We start from the raw sequence: 21,211 nt of genomic DNA, 5'->3' as shown, positions 1-21,211 counted from the left end.
TGCGGGCTTTTTTTACCATCCATTAATTCTTTGCCACACTTTCTCAGAGTGAATATTATCCGTTGTAACGTGATATTCACTGAACTGACCTGCTGTAGCACAAGCATGTATCGGAAGGATCCTCAGCATCTTACCGTAACCAAACTGCGTGTCATCGGGTGTCAGCCCATCTCTATGAACAATAACTCCGTGCTCCTGATTGGTCTGCTGCACAATCCAGCCGTCAAGCAGTTCGCCATGTTCGTCACATACCAAACCATATCCGCAATCCACAGAATGCGACGCTGTGCCGGTATCACGGGATAGTGCCATCCAGCCGGCATCAACCAGCACCCAGCCTTTATCATCCTGGCGTCCGATAACACTGGTCAGCACACTCAGCGCTATCTCGCTGTATTGACAAACACCCAGCCCGGCCATTACACAATCGAATGTAGCATACACACCTGCTCGCAGTTCAGTAATTCCTTCATGGGTAATGCCAGATAAGGCCGTTGGTGTAGAACCAACGGATATCATAGTCACACTGTGACCGGCATCTTCAAGTCTAGCCGCAGCCAGTAAAGATTTATCACACTCCTGCTGTGCAAGATGCTGGCGGGACTCTATGTCAAATGCACCATAGGAAGCGCCTGCATGTGCCATCACACCAGCTACAGTAAGGTTGTCTGACCGATTAGTTATTACAGCGATATCAATCAATGCTTTTGACTCAGCGTCGACACCAGCCCTGTGGCCGTCTGTATCCACCTCTATAGCAACATAAAGTGTAGCGGACAGCATCCTTGCCTGACGCGCTAAGGCTTGAGCCGCAGCGACGCTATCAATAAGTACGGTAAGCCGGACCTGTTCGGCAAGAAGCTCATTAACTACACCGATTTTGTTGGGCGTTAAACCCACCGCATACAAAATATCCGTATAACCAGCCTGCGCAAACGCCTTCGCTTCGGCCAGAGTAGACACAGTAACGGGTGACGAAAGCGGTGCATAAATCTGCGCCGCCTCAAGACTTTTTAATGTTTTGACATGAGGACGCAAAGCGACTCCGGCGTTTTCTGCAACGGTAGCCATACGCCTGGCATTTGCACTTAATTTCTGCTCATCAATAATACATGCCGGCGTAACAAGTTCACGAAATGGCGTCATCTAAACCACCGTGTAGTGAATCATGTAGAGATTCGCACAACACAGGAACAACATAGAAAGGAATGTTAACACCATGCCTATCTGCCGCTGCCAGCTGGCGCCATTATGTTTCTGAAGCCCGTATGCATGCAGGATCCTGCCGAACAATAATGCGTTAGCACCAACGTGCAATATCCACTGTATGGCGCTAAAGCTCTCAAGACACGCCAGTAATATTAATGTGATGGGCACATATTCGTTGAAATTGCCGTGAGCGCGGTTCAGGCGTTCAAGTACGACGCTATCGCCGGTTCCAAGACTAATCTGTTCTTGTCGCCGGATATGTATAACAGATGCGGAAAGATACAGGTAACAAAGCCCTAGCAGACTAGCGTAAAATGCGGTGACTGGCATGCCCATGAGGAAACTCCCTGTGTTTACGCTCTATTGTGGCAACTCGGACGCTTAAGCGCAAAGATGAATTTTAGAATAAGCCCGGGTGATGTATCTCGGGCTTACGTCTTATTTAGTACTGGCCAGCATACATAACAGTTTACAACCAGCCTGCCGGATATTTTTATGTATTATATAACTAAAAAGGCCGCTAAGCGGCCTTTTCATTGATTCTGGATTAGTCGAGTAGTTTATTTAGCTGCTCGCTGACATCACCCACGGGCTGGGTCCCGTCAATTTTGTGGTACTCGCAATTACCGGCTTCAGCTTCTGCCGCATAGTAGCCAACCAGAGGCTTGGTCTGCTCATGGTACACACCCAAACGATGACGAACCGTTTCTTCTTTATCGTCATCACGGATAATCAGCTCTTCATCAGTCTGATCATCACGGCCTTCATTTTTAGGAGGATTATACACTACATGATAAACCCGGCCAGATGCAGGGTGAACACGACGCCCGCCCATGCGTTCGACAATCACATCATCAGGCACATCAAATTCGATCACATGATCGATTTTGATATCGGCATCTTTCATAGCATCCGCCTGAGGGATTGTGCGAGGGAAACCATCAAGCAGAAAACCGTCTTTGCAATCGTCTTTTGCTATACGCTCTTTAACCAGCCCGATGATAATATCATCAGAAACCAGCTTACCTTCATCCATGACACGCTTTGCGGCCATTCCCAGATCAGATCCTTCCTTGATAGCAGAACGCAGCATATCGCCGGTTGAAATCTGCGGTATGCCATATTTACCCATCAGAAACTGGGCTTGAGTTCCCTTACCGGCACCCGGTGCGCCTAGAAGAATGATTCGCATTTTCGCGTTCTCCGCTTTTAATTTAAACTTTCGGCACTTTACACACTCGACACAGGCAAGACAAGCCCTTCAGCGCTTTTAAATCGGGCACTACGACTAAAATCGAAGACATTTTCGCCGTGTACTGTCACGAATAATTAACAAAATGTAGGATGCTGTAAATATTGTTTTTTGAACGCTTAAAAAAAAAGCGGGCCTTAAAGCCCGCTTTTTGCCAGTTTATGGATTTATTTCGCCATTTTCATTAACAGTTCGTTGAGGTTGCGTACAAAGCTGGAAGGATCTTTCAAACTTCCCTGCTCCGATAACGCAGCCTGGTCAAACAGCACATGGGACCACTGAGCAAACAATGACTCATCCTGCATGTCAGCCAGCATTTTTACCAGGCTATGTTCAGGATTCAGCTCAAAATGATATTTTACATCAGGCACTGGCTGACCAGCTGCCTGCATCAGTTTCATCATCTGCGTAGTCATACCGTTTTCATCAGCAACAATAACTGCTGGGGAGTCGGTCAGACGATGTGTGAACTTAACGTCCTCAACTTTATCACCTAGCGCCGTTTTTACACGCTCAAGTACGCCTTCAATTTCTTTTTCGGCATCTTCCTTGGCTTTCTTGGTTTCCTCGTCGTCCATGTCACCAAGATCCAAATCGCTTTTCGCAATTGACTGGAATGACTTCTCATCGAACTCGGTCAGATGAGACATCAACCATTCATCAATACGCTCACCCATCAGAAGTACTTCAATTCCCTTCTTGCGGAAAATTTCAAGGTGAGGACTATTCTTCGCAGCCTGATAACTATCGGCGGTGACATAGTAAATCTTGTCCTGCCCTTCCTTCATCCGGCTGATATAGTCTGCAAGAGACACCGTCTGAGCATCTGTTTCACTGTGGGTCGACGTGAAGCGAAGTAAACCAGCAATTTTCTCTTTGTTAGAGAAATCTTCAGCAGGTCCTTCTTTAAGCACGTTGCCAAACTCATTCCAGAAAGATTGATACTTTTCAGCATCGTTCTTCGCCATTTTTTCAAGCATGCCAAGCACTCGCTTAGTACAGCCCTGACGAAGCGCCTGAGTGATTTTGTTATCCTGCAAAATTTCACGAGAGACGTTCAATGGCAGGTCATTTGAATCAACCAGGCCTTTGACGAAGCGCAGGTAAGTTGGCATAAACTGCTCAGCATCGTCCATAATGAACACACGCTGTACATACAGTTTCAGGCCATGGCTCTGGTCGCGGTTCCACATATCAAACGGCGCTTTACTGGGGATATAAAGCAAACTGGTGTATTCCGTTTTGCCTTCAACTTTATTGTGCGCCCAGCTCAGAGGATCAGCGAAATCGTGAGAGATATGCTTATAGAATTCTTTATATTCTTCATCAGAAATTTCTGACTTTTCACGCGTCCACAGCGCAGTCGCCTTATTCACCGCTTCCCAGTGAGCCGGTTCAGCAGGAATTTTTTCGCCATCCGGACCATCGCGCTCTGGCACTTCCTCTTTGTACATTTCTACTGGAATGCTGATGTGATCAGAGTATTTGTTCACAATAGAGCGCAGACGCCAATCATCTGCGAACTCTTTCTCATCTTCACGCAGATGCAGCACAATCTCGGTACCACGTGAAGGCTTATTGATCGAGGTGATAGTAAACTCGCCCTCGCCGTCGGAGATCCACTCTACCGCTTCATCAGTGGGTGCACCCGCTGCGCGAGTTCGAACAATAACTTTATCAGCAACGATAAATGCAGAGTAAAAGCCAACTCCAAACTGACCAATCAGCTGTGAATCTTTCGCTGAATCACCTGAAAGCTTGCTAAAGAAGTCTTTTGTTCCGGACTTTGCAATGGTGCCAAGGTTTGAAATAACTTCATCTCTGTTCATACCGATACCGTTGTCAGAAACGGTAACCGTTCCGGCCTCTTTGTCTACGCTGATTCGTACGCGCAGGTCGCCGTCATCTTCGTACAAGCTGTCATTTTCCAGAGCACGGAAGCGTAACTTGTCCGCAGCATCGGCTGCGTTTGATACCAGTTCACGAAGGAAGATTTCTTTGTTTGAATACAAAGAGTGGATCATCAGACTGAGAAGCTGTTTTACTTCCGTCTGAAAACCATGTGTTTCTTGTTGGGCTGCTTCAGCCATAAACCAGACTCTCCTAGTTAAGTACAACGATATTCAAACAGGGAGGTAAGGACTGGTGAGCAGAAATTCAAGCGTTGAATTGCAAAAAAATCGGTCGGACGACAGATTAAAGCTTACGTCGCCCTGAAAATGCGTGAGTTAGTGTATTCCCATCGATATATTCCAGCTCGCCGCCTACAGGCACGCCGTGAGCAATACGGGTAGCAGAGATGTTCATCGAGTCACACAACTGACTGATATAGTGTGCAGTGGCTTCGCCTTCAACCGTCGGGTTGGTGGCAAGAATGACCTCTTCAACAGGCTCTTTTTTCAGCCGCGCTTCAAGCTCATCTAGTCCAATATCAGCAGGCCCCACGCCGTCAATGGGGGAAAGATGCCCCATCAGGACAAAGTACATGCCCTGATAAGAGGAAGTTTGCTCAATAGCCAGAACGTCCTGAGGACTTTCAACAATGCACAACAACCCGCTTTCATTCCGCTGAGGATGGCGACATATTTCGCACACCGGCTCTTCGGTGAATGTTCTGCATCGCTCACAATGGCGGATATGCTCCATAGCGTTATGGAGCACTGCACTTAACTTTAATGCGCCATCCCGGTTACGTTCTAACAAACTAAATGCCATGCGCTGCGCACTCTTATTGCCGACACCTGGCAGACAGGTCAGCGCAGAAATTAGTTCGCTTAAAAGCGGGCTATATTTCATGATTGTAACTACGCATGCCGGAAGCTTGCTGAGCTTCTTTGTTGAAAAAAGCAAACGAAGGTTGAATGACCGTCTCTTGCCCTGGGATGCCCTGTTTCATGAGTGAGTGTTACCTTTTACAATGTTTGCTGACATTTTCATCACTTCGCACTTACCGGTAAAAGTGCGTGACGACATGTTGCCTGTACAACAGCGAACCGTATTTTACATAGTTTGCCTGCAAACCTCCACGCCTCGCGTCTTTTCCAAAAAATCATCAGAATATCTGTATCATTTTATAAAAGTCTGTGTATCACATAGACTCACTCCACGTTTTGACTATCACTCGGGGCAGATAGTTTTGCGCCTGTAACGTGGGAAGAATGTGAATTATTACCAGTGCATTAGAAAATAGAGATAAAAGGTCCTGAGGATGAACAGAGGGCTGCTTACTGCAGTAAAAATTTATTAACGCATTATTTAAACCACTAATTCTGTAGAGGAAGTAGTCTTAGTACTTTAAGGTTTACATCAATTATGAGCGAGCAGGTAAACGGCCTGGGATAACGCTATTGTCACTGTAGCAGACGCTTTTTATCACACACTGTCAATGATTTAAGACCAATAAGCTTTTCCAGACACTGATAGTCTGTTAGCAAATATTTCCGCAAATTTTCATACGCCAATTCCGATAAATACTTCTTATCATTATTAACATATTTGCCATTTTCGTAAGTTCGCTTCAGGCTTGTTACCCCCAGCTGATGCCTCACATCCTCGCTAAGGGTCTCTGTCGACAGAACGCCAAACAACTGTTCTGGGGTAAGGTGTTCCAGCAGATCTTGCAGGTAAAATCCAATGTTCTCTTTAAGGTGATGTATAGATTGAAACTCCCTTGCCACCTTCTCATTTAATTCATTGTTTTTATATAACGCTTCAGCCATTGTGTTCAGCGTTTTGTATTTACTCAGTATTTCCCATTCACCTTCAAACCGGTGACGTTGTACTTCGTCTTCGACAACTAACTTATAACGCCAGTTGAATGCAGAAACAGTACGACTAATGGGATTTCTGATCACTATCAGATATTTCGACTTTTCGAGAATCGGAGGCTTGCCCATGTGAACTTTATGCAAGCGGGTAAATTGTTTACGAACCAGCGAACTATTGTTTATCGCGTCCCATAATGACGAGCCCCCACATTTTCCGATATGAATAAAAACAAGTTGATTCTCGTCGTCTTTTATTTTGTTATCTCGCGTTTTCCTGTTGAATACCTTCGCAACTACACTTTTGAATATATGCTTCATACGCTAAATACCTATGACATGAGAAAAGAGATATGACAAGGCTGATACACCCTTCTCGCGCTTTTTCAGCAATCCGCAGGGCGTATTATTTACACCATATTCTGCTTTAGAAAATCCATAACCCGCGATGATGCGCCTATGAGTACTTTCACTAACTTCATACTTCCCATTTATGGCAAGAAGCAGTAACCCGTTTCCATACGCTAATAGTCAGAATAGTAATGACCAGCAAACGGCAATCAAACTAACTTGGAAATCTTTGAGCCAGACGGTTAAGCCATTCAAGCCCGCTGCCGACAAGGCGTAACAAAGTAAATGATATGTTTGTTACACATAGCCGACAAGGCGAATTGGGGTTTATAAGATGCTATTAAGCGCGCTTCTTAAGTAAGTATATTTGCCGCCCGCCATCATCCATAGAGGTGACAACGATATATTTCCCATCGGGGCTGGGGCATGGGTGTAAATCGCATCGGTATTCGCCATGTTTTGGATTATGATTATGAAACGTAGCAATTTTCGTTTGCTCAGCATCTGCAGCATCATAGGTAAACAGGTCTATCGTTTCCCTGTACGGCGTGTCAAAAATGAAATGCTCAGGGTTATCCGGGAAATGGCGCATGTGCACATTATGATTAATCAGGTCCGGCGCAATTTTATTGAGCTTTTTGCCACCCCCCGGGGCATCTTCATAAAGATACACGGCGTCTCGTCTCCAAAAATACAAACGCTTATTGTCAAGCCAGATGACATGTGAGGTAGCATGCTCTAATAAACGCAAGTCCTGACCGTCTGTACCGCATGTCAAGCTACATCCCATTGAGTCATTCCAACTTCGGGACAGATCCCGCGCCCGGAATCGTAGTTTCACAGTGAAACGTTTTCCATCCGGACTCATCTTTACGTGATTAAACCAGAAAACATAGCGCCTTATTATGTTGCTAATTCGCAGCCGAGCAGGTAGACGAGATAAAAGAAATTTAGCTGCATCATGTAAAGATAAAAGCAACTTTTGCTCGCCTGTTTCTGCATCAATTTTCCAGACCCCATCTTCTTTGGGCTTCAAAGAGTCCATCAAATGGCCTGCGCCGCCAGCATAACCATATCCAGGCCTGACGTAGTTCAGTCTCGCCATATTTAAAGAAAGAAAAAACTTACCATCTGGTGCAACAGCGTATACCGGGTGCGGAAACGTTTTCGTCTCACCAGATTCTGCACAGTAGTGTCTCGACACAAAGCGGTTGTCCTGGCGGTCGTTCCATATCAACGTTTTAGTTTGAGGCAACCATTGGCTCATAGCACCTTGCTGCCAGCTCCAGGCAGTGCTTTCCCCTACCTTTTTCCAGGATCTATCTCCCTGTAAATCGATATACCCAATATCAATTTTGTCCGAAGGCTTGGGGCTTCTTTCTTTGAAAGATACGCGGTGTCCGGCAAGCAACCTGCTTTGCGAATCAAACACCGGAATATCGTAATATGCGTGAGAGTGGTAATCACCCGACTCGCTACCCTCTGTTAGCTTTATTATTTCCCACTTGTTGTCTTTGTTATCCATCATTATCTTGCCTATTTGCTTGGCGCTTTATTTGTTGTTCGATAATCAGTACGTTCTTTTACCGGTGTGTATGTTCGAACGGGAAGCGACTAGCGCAATCCTTTCACCCATTGCCTGAAGTTGTGTGTCGAACTTCTTTTGCTGGGTTGTACCACCTTACTTGCCGGCTGATTATTGCCAGATACCGTACTCATAAGTCTGGGCTCAATCCAGAACCGATTATTTACTTACGACTCGTCTCAATTTGTTTGAGATTCGGATGGAAAGCACCCGAAGTGCAAATATCCGGAGTTGATGTTTCCATGGTAGACGGTCAATGACGCCAGGTTTTCTTATTGGCATTTTATCCAACTGGATTTTTCCCTGTTCATCGATATGGCTCAATAGCGCCTCGCCGTACATTTTTCCTCTTTCACTCACACCGGGCGTAGACAATCTTTTTTTCAGACTGTTAGCAAGTCGGTCTGTCCATTTAAAATGATGTACGCGCAACGGTACCGCAAAGCGAACATCAGGCTTTCCAATGCCAGGCAATTTCCCAAGGTGTCTGCCAAAAAGATAATTGGTGGGCGCCTCTCCAGCCAGCGCGCTGTGACCACCTAAAGAAGGTAGCACATCACCCTTTAATGCCATCACATTGACAGTACCAGCAGCCCAGTTACCGTCTTCATGCTGCCGGATTGTGCACATTACATCAGCCTCTATAGGGAACTGGTCCCAGATAGCGCTTTTATCGTTTACGGATGTTAGCTTTCCTTCCGGAGCAAGACGGTCAATAAAAACGCCCTGTACGCAGCGCGCATTTTTCTGATCGCAATAATCTAAAAACGCTTTCAGTCCAACCGGAAACTCGTGAAATTCATCTACGTCTGCACTGATAATCCAGTCATCAGCACTTGCAACAGCTCGTTGGGTTTCTCTTCTTTTTTCCCACATGGATTTGCTTGTATAAGGTGCAATCCACTTCTCATGAGGCCTGATGTTATACTCATCGAGCAGTTTTACAGCCTCATCCATTTCAGGAGAGTTATCCTCAGGCGCCTGAAGCACAACGTGCATGTTGTTAGCAGGAACTCCCTGATCTTTGTAATATGCCAGAAAGTGAGGCAAAAGCGCTAAATCGTGCTCTACGCCTACACAAGTTATCAGTCTAATTTCAGTCATTTATTATTATATCGTCCAGGTAGCAGTTCAGAAAATTATGGGATTGGGCGATGCTTTTTACTTCATTCACCTGTTCATGGGACCACGTAACCCGCTGCCGACTTTTGTGCAAGCTGGGTGTTATTTTTTTCGAACAGTTTTGCAGGTAATCAGAAGATGGTTCCAGGCCAAGAAAATTACAGATATCTCTCAGTCCTTTAGCTGGATCGCCACAAAAGTCTTCATAGATGACGTGCAAAACTTCCTCTTCAGCCAGTTCACGCTGCATGTTTGAAATGGTATTACACAAAAGGCGATAGTCAGCAATCATGTCATCTCGAGCAGCAGCAGCAATAGCTCCTGAGTCTTGTCTGCTCTTTAATTCGGCAGCAAAGCTATCCCCTGACTTGTTTTGAATACGCACTTCATCATACGTTCTGTTTTTTCGAAGAGATAAAGTAGCTATATTATCTAAGGGGTTTCGCGTCACCAAAATCCAGCGAATTTTGTCATCTGTTGAATTTCTTAACTTTGTAATCAACTGCGCGTCTTTTTCAAACCAGCGAACTGCCCAGTCACCTTTCTTATCTCCAATAACTGTCAAATTATCAGGTTGACCGTGGGGCTGACCTTTGACTTCATACGAAAAACCATTCCAGAAGCGCCCATGTTTCGTAAATGTATTGGAATTATCCTCAATGAGTCCGTAAATAGATTTTATAGATACACCTTTGTGCACCAATCCCATGGCATCTAATTCATGAGAGATCACGGCATTAGGATGCGCATCGAGCAACGAGCCAATCAGAGAGTGTCCGGATCGGGGGAAACTTAAAAACTGTACGAACTTATCTACACTACTAAACGCCTCTCGCCTCTGCAGCGCCTTGAACTTTCCCTTAATTGTGAGTTTCCATATAGGAATACTGACGTGCTTTCTGGATTTATCGTTATCGAACAATGGCACACTATGGGTTGTGCGCAAATTCTTAAGCTGACTCATAAGTCGGTGTCTTTTTATTTGATGGTGTGTTTATTGGCCTATAAGCTAAGCTACTTCGTTGTGCTCTTATGTATATACTGTCTGAGCGCACTTAATACCCTTATTAGTCCTTGTGTATGTGAGCTTTATCTAGCTTACCTGTAGCTTTATCATCTAATGGCCTAAAGCCCCTTTAACACTTGCACTACAGGTTCCGTACATTTCGCAATCTTATGCAATTTTATCCTAGCGAACGTTTTATAATCGTAAAGAATAGTAAACCGGCGCGCGACGATAAGCATTGTTTTGTCCCACTACCTTTCACTGCCCAGAAAGCATTCAACGCACTGTTTTTTAAACCTAATCGAAGCAAAAAAACGCTCGCAAAAGGATATAGCCATTGCTTTCACGATACCTAGTTTCCAGTATTCAAACAAGCCTAAAAATATGTTCAGTATAAAATTGATTGGGGCTTTAAATTCTCACTGACTATTTTGTAATAGTAAGAATAAAGGCAAATAACCTGGAATACATGTAACAGTAAAGGAATTACTATGCAGTGGATCAATTCTTGATAATGTGTGTGAAAAGCGCTGATGGTATAGGTAACATGTGTGGACAGACGAAGGGAGTTACACCGGTCTTTGAAGAGTATGAAACTTCGAAATTATTAAACGCTGAGGTATCAGGCCATTACCCGTTTTAAATAAGACAATGAAAATACTCTGAGAAATTTCGCTATATCGATAGCGACGACTCATACTACTCAAATCAGCAGAATCACATAAATTGAATATGACTAATAAAAAAGCTCCGGTAATACCAGAGCTTAAAAAAACCTATACAAGCAAATCAGTTCTCCCAGAAAGTAATTCTGAGAGGATCAGCAAAGTGTGATTCGGGAATTAAAACGGCATTTTGAAGCCGGGAGGTAATGGCATGCCGCCAGTCACATCACCCATTTTCTCTTTGCTGGTTTCCTGAACCCGTCGTACTGCATCGTTAAATGCTGCCGCAGTCAGATCTTCCAACATCTCTTTATCATCGTCCATCAATGAATCGTCAACTTCCACGCGGCGAACATTATGGTTACAAGTCATGGTCACTTTTACCATACCTGCACCGGCCTGGCCGGTAACTTCAACCTCAGCCAGTTCTTCCTGCATCTTTTGCATGCGCTCCTGCATTTCCTGCGCCTGCTTCATGATATTTCCCATTCCACCTTTAAACATGTGATTCACCTTTATCGTAAAATTTATACTTAGCGAGCTTTGACTGTGTCACCTTTTACACTTGCATTAAATGCATCAGTCAGTGAAGTAAATAACCTGTCGCTGCCAACCACTTGATGCGCATATTGTTGACGCATCGCGTTAATCTGTTGCTGCAAAGAAAAAGGCGTCTGTGCAGGCTCTCCAACACGAATTTCTAATTGTATTGGTTCATTCAGGGCGGTCCCCAAAGCCTGCTTTACCTGTTCTATTGCGTTATCGTTTAATAGATGCGCCTGACTACCATCTAATTCAAGCGTAATAGTGCTATCTTTTTTATCATAGGAAGAATGTAAAACAATTTGCTTTACCAATCCTGCTACGTTCATGCGGGAAATCAGATGGCTCCAGTTATCAATCTGATTTGCATCTATAAGCTTGGTATTGTCATTCAGGTAAGGCTGAATCGATGCGCTTTTGTCAGAAACCTCAACGTTGTCAGGCGATACACTATCTACTTCGCTGGCAGTTGACGTTTCATTTTGCTCAGTTCGCTCAGGCGATGCCTGACTACATCCAACTGCTTCGCTATCACTACTGACAGGCTCACTATCAGGCGATGTTTGAGGATAAGTGGCATCTATATCCCATGGAGGCTGAAGCTCGCTATTGGCATCATGCGTTGTGTTTGAAGCCGGTAGGTTCTCTGTCGAAGAAAAGTCTGATGCTGCTTCATCAACACCAGTTGAGCTTTTAGATATCTCCTCTTCAGGATCGATTTGCGTTTCACGCCGGGGTGGCACGAATGGTTGTGCTGGCTCAGGCTTTTTTGTCTGAGCAGCGTCCTCCTCGCGCTGTCGCTTTAGTCGTTGGCGTAAGGCAAGCATTTCCTGCGTAGCGCTGAGACCTTCTGATGAAGACACCTCTGCACTATTGTCTTCAGGAACATCCTCCTCCCCGACTGGCCTCTGGGTAGGGGCATTCTGCGATACGGTCTCCTGTTCAAATGGAACATGATCTGACCGGTATTCTTGTGCCTGCATTTCGATGTCATTCATTTGCTGCACAAGGCCAGCGTCGAATTCACTATCTACTGGCGGTGAGATATCGCTCGTTGAAGAAACACTCTGTTCCTGATTCTGTTGCTGGGAGTCACCATCTTTTCTTTTATAGTCTTCTGTGTGTGCGTCCCGGAATTCAGCATTATTGTCATCACTACTTACATGTTCCGAGGATGTGGGTAGTTGCTCATCAGGTTGCCCGGGTGAGTGTGGTTGCACAGTATCACTGGCGGGGGCAGAAGCAATTAGATCTTCAGGATTCTCCACCGCTGGCGCAGGAGCAAATGACATCATACGAAGCAAAGTCATTTCCACTGCGCTTTTACCATCAACTGCATGAGGAAGATCTTTTCTGCCCTCCAGCGCTATCTGGTAGAAGAGTTGAACCTGCTCAGCACTAATCTGTTTGGATAGCTGATATATTGCTTTAGCCGACGTAGTTTCAAGCTTGCAGGCATCAGGCACCCACTGTGTCAGCGCTATCTGATGCAATAAACTGCTCAGCTCAGCAAGTAGTTGACTGTAATCAGGAGACTGCTGAGACATATCCTCGACAATTTGCAAAACATCGCGCGGCGATTTCTTAATTACCTGATGCAATAACTTTAACACCTGATGCTTGTCCATCAGGCCGAGCATATCGGTAACAATAGCCGCAACCACCTGATTATCACCTTGTGCAATAGCTTGGTCGGTCAAGCTTAATGCGTCGCGCATACTCCCATGGGCCGCTCTTGCCAGCAACGCGAGTGCTGGTGCTTCAAACGGTACCGATTCCTGTTCAAGAACATAGGTCAGTTGTTGGCTGATCTGCTCTCTAGAAAGCGCTTTAAGATTAAATTGCAGGCACCGGGACAATATCGTTACCGGTAATTTTTGCGGATCGGTTGTGGCCAGCAGAAACTTTACATGAGGAGGGGGTTCTTCCAATGTCTTAAGTAATGCGTTGAAGCTATGCTTAGATAACATGTGAACTTCATCGATTAGATAGACTTTGAATTTACCACGAGTAGGCTTGTACTGAACATTGTCCAGTAGTTCCCGGGTATCTTCCACTTTGGTGCGTGAAGCCGCGTCAATTTCAAGTAAATCGACATAGCGCCCCTGCTCTATTTCCTGGCAGGTATCACATTCACCGCAGGGATCAGATCCCATCCCCTTTTCACAATTAAGACTTTTTGAAAAGATCCGGGCAATAGTCGTTTTGCCTACTCCCCGGGTTCCTGTAAATAAATAAGCATGATGGAGACGATCATTATCCAGCGCATTCGCAATGGCACTGACTACATGCTCCTGACCCACCAGTTCTGAGAAACGGCCGGGACGCCACTTTCGGGCTAGAACCTGATAGCTCATTTGCTAAAAAGTCTCCGTATTACTAATTAATATTCACAGATTGAATAAGTTTGGATATCGAGATCGGACAGTTTTTTATCACCGCCAAGTTCCGGCAAGCCAATAACAAAACCAGCATGATCTACGTGCCCACCTAACCGACGTATAAGCGCCGCAGATGCGGCAATAGTGCCACCGGTCGCCAGTAGGTCATCAATAAGCAGGACATTGTCGCCTGGCGCTATAGCATCTTTATGAATCTCAAGAGTATCAGTGCCGTATTCTAGTTCATAACTTTCGCTGACAACCTCACGAGGTAATTTATTGGGCTTTCGTACAGGGACAAATCCCACACCCATCTCTATCGCAAGGGGCGCGCCGAATAAAAAGCCACGCGCTTCGGTCCCAGCGACCTTGTCGAATTTTACATCTTTATATTTTTCCAGGAGTAACGCAATACAGGCACTGAATGCCTTGTGGTCTTCTAAGACACTGGTTACATCTCTAAAAATGATGCCTGCTTTAGGGTAATCAGGCACAGATTTTACAACTGATTTAATGTACTCAGCAGTCACAGTAACGCCTTATAATGTGCTGGTTAAAACCAAAAAGTGAACCAACCGGTAATGATGTGCATGCAAGAAATGGCAATCAGAACAGCAACAGAAGCAAGGAACCACCAACCACTATAGGGCTCTTTGAAGTTTTTATCATCAGACATGTGGAATACCTCACATTTTTGTTCACAAAAAATGGGGATAAATGGTAATCGAATATGTCCAAAATTGACAGCCTTTCTGTTCTTGTCAGTGCTGTTTGGGTTTTGAATAACCAACTTACGCCCGCGCTTCAATTTTTATTCAGGTATACGGCAACCGAAAGTATAACGAAACTATGAGCATAGTAGGCAACACAGAGTCTTCAATAAAATTTCATAGCTCAATGACTTGTAGTGGTCAATAAAACCCGGACACCTTTTTAGCTAATTCTTCCGCTTTTGCCGGTGGTAGCCCATCGTTAAATTGATGCGGTCTTTCCCAGTTGTAATAATTCATCAGGTAATATCCCACATCTCGTTTTGCTTCATTAGGCGAACGGTAGCCGGTTGATGGCATCCATTCGGATTTCAGACTTCTGAACACGCGTTCCATTGGGCTATTGTCCCAGCAGTTCCCCCGGCGACTCATGCTCTGGCTCATCTTGTAACGCCACAGCCTTTGTCTGAATTTACGAGCGCCGTACTGAGAGCCCTGATCGCTGTGGAACATCACGCCTGTTGGCTTACCCCTCAGCTCGTAAGCCATATCTAAAGCTCTTGCGGCAAGCTCCGCGTCCGGTCGGTGTGATATACTCCAGCCGATAACTCTGCGGGTGTGCAGGTCAATCACGACGGCTGCGTAATACCATGCTGAACCTGTCCAGATGAAGGTAATATCGCCGCACCAAGCCTGGTTGGGCTGCTCCACACTGAACTGCCTGTCCAGTAAATTAGGGATATCTGGCCGCTCAACCTGTACGGTTTTATAGGCGTGCTTACCCGGCTGCTTGCTCATCAGCCCTTGTTCTTTCATCAGCCGACCTACTTTGAATCGGCCCATGATGATGCCTTCATCGCGAAGCATATCAACAAGCGTTCGTGTGCCAGCAGACTGACGACTCTTATCGAACAGACGCTTCACTCTGGCGCGCAGAATACGCCGTTTAGCACCAATCAGCCGGTGTCGCTTTCGTCGTTCATAAAAACTACTGACACCAACACCTAAAGCTGAACAGACCAATTCTGTTGATTCATGCACTCTCAACCGGTCTATCAGCGCGTGGACTTCAGGTCGTCGGACATTAAGAGTGCGGTAGCCTTTTTTAGAATGGTCTTTTCTCTTTCCAAGCGATTCACGCGAGCTTCCAGCTCCTGAATACGCTGCTGCTTTGCGACAGCGCTTTGGACTTCGGTGTGCTACCGCCGCGTTCAGACTCAAGCTGCTGAACCCATTTGCGCAGAGTATTTTCGTGAACGTCTACTGCACGTCCGGCTTCGACCACGCTATATCCCTGATCGAGCACCAGACTGGCTGCATCATGTTTAAATTCCGGACTGAATGACCGTCTTTGTCTTCTCATTGAACACCTCGTTATTAAGTGTAATGCTATCACTTAAAACGGTGTTCGGGTTTAGTCTGCCACTACAAATGAAAGGAGGCAAAGAGCAATATTCGATTGTTACGCAAACTCGTCGGCCATAACACACAACAAAACGATGACGTTATACAACGTTAATAGGTGAACGGTTCGGCACGTAAGACCTGGTTACTATAGATGAAGAAACATCATTTAACCAACAATATTGGTTACAGCTAGGCGCTGTTTTGCTTTAGTTGTGCGGCTGCAGCACGCCTGACCTATCTGAGAAATAAGCCACTCGCTAACTTCAATTATCCATTGGCTTTTTAGACATCCAGAAACGAAAAAAGCCCACTCGACTGAGTGGGCTTTTTTCGTAGAATAGGACTGCTTCACAGCGAGACATGGCGGATATGCTAGCTCACATGGGGCTGGGCCCACACTGGGCTAAGGTTGCTGCGCGCCAGGGATGGCGCGACTGGACAATGCACCAGGGAGATGGGTGGGACTCCGGTTTGTGAAGCAAATTTGTGGTGACTTAATGTCACCACAAAAGGAACGAACGGGCGTACAGGACGTACGCCCTGGCACTACGCCACATGGATGTGTTCGAATGCATTGACTCGACGTCAGATGGGTTTGAATTGTCTGTGTGAATGCGCCTGAAATTTATTACGCTCAAACGAAAAAAGCCCACTCGATTGAGTGGGCTTCTTCGTAGAATAGGACTGCTTCACAGCGAGACATGGCGGATGTACAACTCTCACATGGGGGCGATGAACGGTGAGTGTAGCGAACGAGGGGTGCCAGTGGCACGCCGAGAGTGAAGAGCGCGAGGCATGGATGCCGAGCTGGACGATGCACCATGGACGGGTTGATACGCCTGTGCCTATGCAGAGCCAGTCGGTTAAATGTGCATGATGGGTTAGGTTTCGCTAAGAGGGAGTAGCACGCCAGTGCTTTCTGAGGGAAAGGGCTATCCGAGAATTTCAGTTATCCATTTATTTTTGCACTCCCAGAAACGAAAAAAGCCCACTCGACTGAGTGGGCTTCTTCGTAGAATAGGAGTCTGGCGGTGTGCTACTCTCACATGGGGAAACCCCACACTACCATCGCCGCTAACGTGTTTCACTTCTGAGTTCGGAATGGGATCAGGTGGTGCCACGTCGCTATGGCCGCCAGACATAAAACGGTGTTACCGACATCGTCGATAACGTAACAATTCGGGAAAGTCTGATATTCAATCTATTGAGTAACTTAACTACTCTTACTTTACTTAGCTTGTCTACAACCCATGCAGACTTTGCCGCTTTGGGTTGTATGGTTAAGCCTCTCGGGCAATTAGTACAGGTTAGCTTAACGCCTTACAACGCTTCCACACCCTGCCTATCAACGTCTTAGTCTTAAACAACCCTTCCAGAACTTAAAGTTCAGGGATGACTCATCTCTGGGCCGGCTTCCCGCTTAGATGCTTTCAGCGGTTATCCGTTCCGAACATAGCTACCGGGCAATGCGATTGGCATCACAACCCGAACACCAGCGGTTCGTCCACTCCGGTCCTCTCGTACTAGGAGCAGCTCCCATCAATCATCCAACGCCCACACCAGATAGGGACCGAACTGTCTCACGACGTTCTAAACCCAGCTCGCGTACCACTTTAAATGGCGAACAGCCATACCCTTGGGACCGACTTCAGCCCCAGGATGTGATGAGCCGACATCGAGGTGCCAAACACCGCCGTCGATATGAACTCTTGGGCGGTATCAGCCTGTTATCCCCGGAGTACCTTTTATCCGTTGAGCGATGGCCCTTCCATACAGAACCACCGGATCACTATGACCTACTTTCGTACCTGCTCGACGTGTCTGTCTCGCAGTTAAGCTAGCTTATGCCATTGCACTAACCTCACGATGTCCGACCGTGATTAGCTAACCTTCGTGCTCCTCCGTTACTATTTGGGAGGAGACCGCCCCAGTCAAACTACCCACCAGACACTGTCCTTGACCCCGATAAGGGGTCTAAGTTAGAACATCAAACATACCAGGGTGGTATTTCAAGGACGGCTCCATGCAAACTGGCGTCTGCATTTCAAAGCCTCCCACCTATCCTACACAAGTAGGTTCAATGTTCAGTGCCAAGCTGTAGTAAAGGTTCACGGGGTCTTTCCGTCTAGGTGCGGGTACACAGCATCTTCACTGCGATTTCAATTTCACTGAGTCTCGGGTGGAGACAGCGTGGCCATGGTTACACCATTCGTGCAGGTCGGAACTTACCCGACAAGGAATTTCGCTACCTTAGGACCGTTATAGTTACGGCCGCCGTTTACCGGGGCTTCGATCAAGAACTTCGCTTACGCTAATCCCATCAATTAACCTTCCGGCACCGGGCAGGTGTCACACCCTATACGTCCTCTTACGAGTTTGCAGAGTGCTGTGTTTTTAATAAACAGTCCCAGCCACCTGGTCACTGCGACCACCAACAGCTTACCGCGTAAAGCGTTCACCGCCGGTGGCGTACCTTCTCCCGAAGTTACGGTACTATTTTGCCGAGTTCCTTCACCCGAGTTCTCTCAAGCGCCTTAGTATTCTCTACCTGACCACCTGTGTCGGTTTGGGGTACGGTTCACATAATCATACGTTTAGAAGCTTTTCCTGGAAGCAGGGCATCAACAACTTCACTCCCTTGGGAGCTCGTCTCGTGTCTCGGCCTTGAAAACCCGGATTTACCTAAGTTTTCAGCCTACGCACTTTCACATGGACAACCAACGCCATGCTTGCTTAGCCTTCTCCGTCCCTCCATCACTGATTATACAAGTACGGGAATATTAACCCGTTTCCCATCGACTACGCATTTCTGCCTCGCCTTAGGGGCCGACTTACCCTGCCCTGATTAGCATGGGACAGGAAACCTTGGTCTTCCGGCGTGGGGGTTTTTCACCCCCATTATCGTTACTCATGTCAGCATTCGCACTTGTGATATGTCCAGCAAACCTTACAGTTCACCTTCATCCACTTACACAACGCTCCCCTACCCAATACGATAAATCGCATTGCCGCAGCTTCGGTATATTGCTTAGCCCCGTTACATCTTCCGCGCAGGCCGACTCGACTAGTGAGCTATTACGCTTTCTTTAAAGGATGGCTGCTTCTAAGCCAACCTCCTAGCTGTCTGTGCCTTCCCACATCGTTTCCCACTTAGCAATATTTGGGGACCTTAGCTGGCGGTCTGGGTTGTTTCCCTCTCCACGACGGACGTTAGCACCCGCCGTGTGTCTCCCGGATAGTTCTCAATGGTATTCGGAGTTTGCAAAGGGTTGGTAAGTCGGGATGACCCCCTAGCCTTAACAGTGCTCTACCCCCAATGGAATTCGTCCGAGGCTCTACCTAAATAGATTTCGGGGAGAACCAGCTATCTCCCGGTTTGATTGGCCTTTCACCCCCAGCCACAAGTCATCTCCTGACTTTTCAACGTCAGTGAGTTCGGTCCTCCAGTTGATGTTACTCAACCTTCAACCTGCCCATGGCTAGATCACCGGGTTTCGGGTCTATACCTGGCAACTAAACGCGCAGTTAACACTCGCTTTCGCTACGGCTCCGCTATACGCTTAACCTTGCTACCAAATATAAGTCGCTGACCCATTATACAAAAGGTACGCAGTCACACCACGAAGGTGCTCCCACTGCTTGTACGTATACGGTTTCAGGTTCTATTTCACTCCCCTCACAGGGGTTCTTTTCGCCTTTCCCTCACGGTACTGGTTCACTATCGGTCAGTTAGGAGTATTTAGCCTTGGAGGATGGTCCCCCCATTTTCAGTCAAGATAACACGTGTCCCGACCTACTCGATTTCACATTGATTTTGCCGTCGTGTACGGGGCTGTCACCCGGTATCGCGCCACTTCCCAGAGGCTTCCACTAACTCATTCAATGCTTAAGGGCTGCTCCCCGTTCGCTCGCCGCTACTAAGGGAATCTCGGTTGATTTCTTTTCCTAAGGGTACTTAGATGTTTCAGTTCCCCTCGTTTGCCTCGTTACACTATGTATTCATGCAACGATACCTGTAAACAGGTGGGTTTCCCCATTCGGACATCTGTGGCTCAAATGCGTTTTGTCAGCTCACCACAGCTTTTCGCAGACTTACACGTCCTTCATCGCCTCTAACTGCCAAGGCATCCACCGTATACGCTTTGTCACTTAACCATACAACCCAAAACAGCCTTTTGACTTCTGCTTTGGCCGGTGAATCAACACCTGCTGTATTATGACAAGCTAATCGTGATTTGCCTTGTCATCAAACTTAATTGATAACAAGCAATTCAAGTCAAGTAGAGTAGCTTTGAGAGAACACCTTTCGATATTCTCAGTTACTCAATTTTGATTGATTACTAATATCAGCTTTCCAAATTGTTAAAGAACAAGGGTGCAAAATAGATTTTCATATTTTGCGCAAGGAGGACAAACATTACCCTTAAAAGTAAATTCATCCCCTTGTCAGGGTAAAAAAACCCTAATCAATGCTTACTCAAATGAGTAAATATTCATTAGGATTTGAATCCGTACTGACCGGTTTATTCAGTCAATTTCTTTCCTGATTGAGGCATCGGATTGCGTAGTGTGCAAGTCGCACATGAGCAATTCGATAACGAAAAGCAGGGAAGAAATGGTAGGCTTGGGCAGACTTGAACTGCCGACCTCACCCTTATCAGGGGTGCGCTCTAACCAGCTGAGCTACAAGCCTATTACTTGCTTCTGCCTGTTGCTTTATGCTGCGCCTCGGGTTCGTCACTTGGTCAGTCACATACTTGATGTATGCTCCTTCCCGCACTTCTCATCCGGCTTGCTTAAAACAACACTCATCGCAATTAATCCTGATGATTAATTCGCGCCGGCCGTGAAGCAAAGTGGTGGAGCTAAGCAGGATCGAACTGCTGACCTCCTGAATGCAAATCAGGCGCTCTCCCAGCTGAGCTATAGCCCCATAAAAACGGTCGTTCTTCTTTATATAACAAGACTATCTGTGTGAACACTACGCTAAGAGCGTCAACGACGTTATCGGTAAGGAGGTGATCCAACCGCAGGTTCCCCTACGGTTACCTTGTTACGACTTCACCCCAGTCATGAAACACAAAGTGGTGATCGCCCTCTAAAAGTTAGGCTAACCACTTCTTTTGCATCCCACTCCCATGGTGTGACGGGCGGTGTGTACAAGGCCCGGGAACGTATTCACCGCAGTATTCTGACCTGCGATTACTAGCGATTCC

General features: G+C 46.4%; 14 protein-coding genes, 2 tRNA genes, 3 rRNA genes and 1 pseudogene (1 of these 20 cut by a window edge). 1 reads left to right on the top strand and 19 read right to left on the bottom strand.

Translation table 11 applies throughout. The features are described 5' to 3' along the window. Positions 1-12: 12 nt before the first annotated feature. The 14 genes and pseudogenes from FBQ74_RS06105 to FBQ74_RS06045 form a co-directional block, all read right to left on the bottom strand. Positions 13-1,146 carry an alanine racemase gene (locus FBQ74_RS06105; RefSeq protein ID WP_139755833.1) on the bottom strand — a complete coding sequence of 378 codons (1,134 nt, stop codon included), beginning with the start codon at positions 1,144-1,146 and terminating at the stop codon, positions 13-15. Beyond that, positions 1,147-1,545 (bottom strand): MAPEG family protein, encoded by a 399-nt coding sequence (locus FBQ74_RS06100; protein ID WP_139755832.1) that lies wholly within the window; start codon positions 1,543-1,545, stop codon positions 1,147-1,149. A gap of 211 nt (positions 1,546-1,756) precedes the next feature. Then, positions 1,757-2,401, bottom strand: coding sequence for an adenylate kinase (gene adk / locus FBQ74_RS06095; protein WP_139755831.1), 645 nt, complete (start codon positions 2,399-2,401; stop codon positions 1,757-1,759). A gap of 227 nt (positions 2,402-2,628) precedes the next feature. Continuing rightward, entirely contained in the window at positions 2,629-4,551 is a 1,923-nt protein-coding gene (gene htpG / locus FBQ74_RS06090; RefSeq protein ID WP_139755830.1) for a molecular chaperone HtpG, read from the bottom strand. 106 nt (positions 4,552-4,657) lie between these two features. Then, on the bottom strand, positions 4,658-5,257 hold the full coding sequence (gene recR / locus FBQ74_RS06085; protein WP_139755829.1) for a recombination mediator RecR: 600 nt from the start codon (positions 5,255-5,257) through the stop codon (positions 4,658-4,660). A gap of 554 nt (positions 5,258-5,811) precedes the next feature. Next, a complete protein-coding gene (locus FBQ74_RS06080) occupies positions 5,812-6,546 on the bottom strand; it encodes a sulfotransferase family 2 domain-containing protein (RefSeq protein WP_139755828.1) in 735 nt (244 codons plus the stop codon). A gap of 370 nt (positions 6,547-6,916) precedes the next feature. After that, positions 6,917-8,104, bottom strand: coding sequence for a TolB-like translocation protein (locus FBQ74_RS06075; RefSeq protein ID WP_139755827.1), 1,188 nt, complete (start codon positions 8,102-8,104; stop codon positions 6,917-6,919). A gap of 216 nt (positions 8,105-8,320) precedes the next feature. Beyond that, entirely contained in the window at positions 8,321-9,265 is a 945-nt protein-coding gene (locus FBQ74_RS06070; protein WP_139755826.1) for a glycosyltransferase family 2 protein, read from the bottom strand. Continuing rightward, the gene (locus FBQ74_RS06065) at positions 9,258-10,247 is read right to left on the bottom strand and encodes a sulfotransferase (protein ID WP_139755825.1); all 990 of its coding nucleotides are present in this window, start codon (positions 10,245-10,247) and stop codon (positions 9,258-9,260) included. The genes FBQ74_RS06070 and FBQ74_RS06065 overlap by 8 nt, the downstream gene beginning before the upstream one ends. A gap of 884 nt (positions 10,248-11,131) precedes the next feature. Then, positions 11,132-11,458 carry a YbaB/EbfC family nucleoid-associated protein gene (locus FBQ74_RS06060; RefSeq protein ID WP_139755824.1) on the bottom strand — a complete coding sequence of 109 codons (327 nt, stop codon included), beginning with the start codon at positions 11,456-11,458 and terminating at the stop codon, positions 11,132-11,134. 29 nt (positions 11,459-11,487) lie between these two features. Continuing rightward, complete coding sequence (dnaX, locus tag FBQ74_RS06055) at positions 11,488-13,854, bottom strand: DNA polymerase III subunit gamma/tau (protein ID WP_139755823.1); 2,367 nt, start codon at positions 13,852-13,854, stop codon at positions 11,488-11,490. A 26-nt stretch (positions 13,855-13,880) separates the two neighbouring features. After that, on the bottom strand, positions 13,881-14,408 hold the full coding sequence (gene apt, locus FBQ74_RS06050; RefSeq protein WP_139755822.1) for an adenine phosphoribosyltransferase: 528 nt from the start codon (positions 14,406-14,408) through the stop codon (positions 13,881-13,883). Positions 14,409-14,431: 23 nt separating this feature from the next. Beyond that, a complete protein-coding gene (locus tag FBQ74_RS19225) occupies positions 14,432-14,554 on the bottom strand; it encodes a hypothetical protein (RefSeq protein WP_263406973.1) in 123 nt (40 codons plus the stop codon). A gap of 235 nt (positions 14,555-14,789) precedes the next feature. Next, positions 14,790-15,951: pseudogene (locus FBQ74_RS06045) on the bottom strand (IS3 family transposase). A gap of 783 nt (positions 15,952-16,734) precedes the next feature. Between FBQ74_RS06045 and FBQ74_RS18925 the strand changes: the two are divergent. Then, complete coding sequence (locus FBQ74_RS18925) at positions 16,735-16,872, top strand: hypothetical protein (RefSeq protein WP_168190615.1); 138 nt, start codon at positions 16,735-16,737, stop codon at positions 16,870-16,872. 146 nt (positions 16,873-17,018) lie between these two features. Here FBQ74_RS18925 and rrf read toward each other — a convergent pair. From rrf to FBQ74_RS06020, 5 genes are all read right to left on the bottom strand, one after another. Continuing rightward, positions 17,019-17,134 (bottom strand): 5S ribosomal RNA (gene rrf, locus FBQ74_RS06040). 137 nt (positions 17,135-17,271) lie between these two features. Next, positions 17,272-20,150 (bottom strand): 23S ribosomal RNA (locus FBQ74_RS06035). Between the two features lie 461 nt (positions 20,151-20,611). Next, a tRNA-Ile gene (locus FBQ74_RS06030) sits at positions 20,612-20,688 on the bottom strand. Positions 20,689-20,852: 164 nt separating this feature from the next. Then, positions 20,853-20,928, bottom strand: a tRNA-Ala gene (locus tag FBQ74_RS06025). Positions 20,929-21,006: 78 nt separating this feature from the next. After that, positions 21,007-21,211, bottom strand: a 16S ribosomal RNA gene (locus FBQ74_RS06020) (it continues 1,327 nt past the right edge of the window). Together the 16S, 23S and 5S rRNA genes with 2 tRNA genes alongside form the textbook arrangement of a ribosomal RNA operon.

Origin of the sequence: Salinimonas iocasae (genome assembly GCF_006228385.1) — a bacterium.
GTDB lineage: Bacteria > Pseudomonadota > Gammaproteobacteria > Enterobacterales > Alteromonadaceae > Alteromonas > Alteromonas iocasae.
The sequence above is the reverse complement of the archived record's forward strand: the minus strand, read 5'-3'. Positions and strand labels throughout refer to the sequence as shown.